General features: G+C 33.0%; 2 protein-coding genes. One reads left to right on the top strand and one right to left on the bottom strand.

Annotated features, from left to right (window positions below; all coding sequences use genetic code 11):
* Nucleotides 1-635, bottom strand: a 635-nt coding sequence (locus tag ABY905_RS16910; RefSeq protein WP_372646016.1) for a hypothetical protein, incomplete at its 3' end; no start/stop codon positions are given.
* Nucleotides 636-1,405: 770 nt separating this feature from the next.
* Between ABY905_RS16910 and ABY905_RS16905 the strand changes: the two genes are divergently transcribed.
* Nucleotides 1,406-1,978 (top strand): HAD family hydrolase (locus ABY905_RS16905; RefSeq protein ID WP_372646014.1); only part of this gene is annotated, 573 nt, incomplete at its 3' end.

The raw sequence follows: 1,978 nt of genomic DNA, 5'->3' as shown, positions 1-1,978 counted from the left end.
CCATCATTAAAAGCAACACTTTCTATATTGTAATTAGCAGTCGCAACAATCGCATCAGTAGGCAACAAACAACTACCGGCACCATCTGTCGTAACATTCACGACCTTTGAAATCCCGTTATCATCATAGCCAATAGTGTACGCTGTATTAAATTCCAATCCAGTAACAGTAAATACTGGAGCTGAATTTTTACACACAGGTGTAGAAACACCAAAACCTAAACTGGAAATATCAGGAAGAGCATTTACAACAACAGTTAAATGCGTTGTATTCCCTCCTTCACATCCTGCTGAGGTCAATTCTCTTATTTTAACAACAAAAGTCCCAGAATTAGGCCAATTATAATTTACATGCTCATATTTATAATATAAATCTGCTCCTTGCAGGACAGTAACAGGAGGGTTAACACGAGTAAGAACATTACCTAAAGACACAACTGTAGACCCATCGCTTTCGTAAACATCAAAAAACAACTGAGAGCCATCAAGTCCATAGCCAGAGTAGGTTATATCTTCATTAACACACACACTCTGATTAGCAACGAAGGTTGGGAAAGTTTGCGCAAACACAGAATGCCCGAACAGAATGCTCAGGCTAAATAGTAGTAGAAGTTTAATGTGTATAGTTTTAATCAAACACTAATATTTTATTATAAAAATCAATTGAAGATCTCTCAATCTCCCTTCAGTAGATACGTTCAATATAAACAAAATAACATAAAATACAAACTACGAAGGCATAATATTCAACCTTTATTTAGACTAAAAGATCTTATGTTCTTAAAAATCAAACATACAAAGCCGACAAATATAAACAATGTAATACTTATAGACAATTCCACTAATCAAAAAACATGAACCATGGAAACTTTATTTCAAGTCGTTAACCAAAATACGGTTTAAATGACTGACAAGTCAACACCTCAATAGAAGCAGGCTTTCTCAACTCCATTTCATCTTTCCTATCAGGAATAAAATAGACATATTCTAATGTGAAGTAAATTCATAAGAACATGGCAAAAGTCAATCTAGTTCTTTACGAAAACCCACTTCTTGCTCACATTTTTCTTATTAAAAAAAAATCCCAACCTCATCAAGCGACCTTGAAAAAGCTCATTACCAAAGCTTAAAAACAGATCTTAGAAGCAAGTCGTTATAGCCTAATAGAAAGGGACCTAGTTTTCAAATTTAAACTTTTTTAACACTAATGCGAAGAAATTGCTTCATCTTTTAAAAAAAACCTTTTATCAATATTAATTAAACGTTCATCAATAAATATTTTTTAACAAAGTCACTGAAAATAAAAGAAAATAAACCGATAAATCCTTGAAGTTTTGATAAAACAAATATCAAAACTAGATTCTTTTCGATTTTAAAAATACCTTTGAAACAAACTAGACATCAATATGAAATATCAGCATATTTTTTTCGATCTGGATCGAACACTTTGGGATTTTGATAAAAACTCAGAAGAGACACTAAAACAACTCTTTAGAGATTTTGGTCTTCAAAACACATTTGGTAATTTCCTGTTTTTCAAAAATCGTTATGAGTATCATAATAAGAAACTCTGGGTCGCTTATTACCAAAAACGAATTGAGAAAGACGAATTGAGCTACAGAAGATTCTACCTAACACTAAAAGAAGCTGGCATGGAGGATATAGCACTTTCTAAAGAAATTGCTCAAGATTTCATTGATCTCAGCCCATTACAAACTGAAACATTCCCAAATACACACTCCTGTTTAGAATATCTTAAAGGAAAGAACTATCACCTACATATTATCACCAATGGTTTTAATGAGGTGCAAGGGCGAAAACTTCAAAACTCAAAACTAGATAGCTATTTCACAGAGGTTATAACTTCTGAAAATGCAGGTGCGAACAAACCTCATGCACAAATATTTCAATATGCATTTGAAGCAACAGGCGCACATACAAATAACAGCATCATGATTGGTGATGACTTGAACACCGAT

It is taken from the genome of Ancylomarina sp., assembly GCF_041555295.1.
Lineage (GTDB): Bacteria > Bacteroidota > Bacteroidia > Bacteroidales > Marinifilaceae > Ancylomarina.
This window is presented reverse-complemented; position numbering and strand designations above follow the sequence as displayed.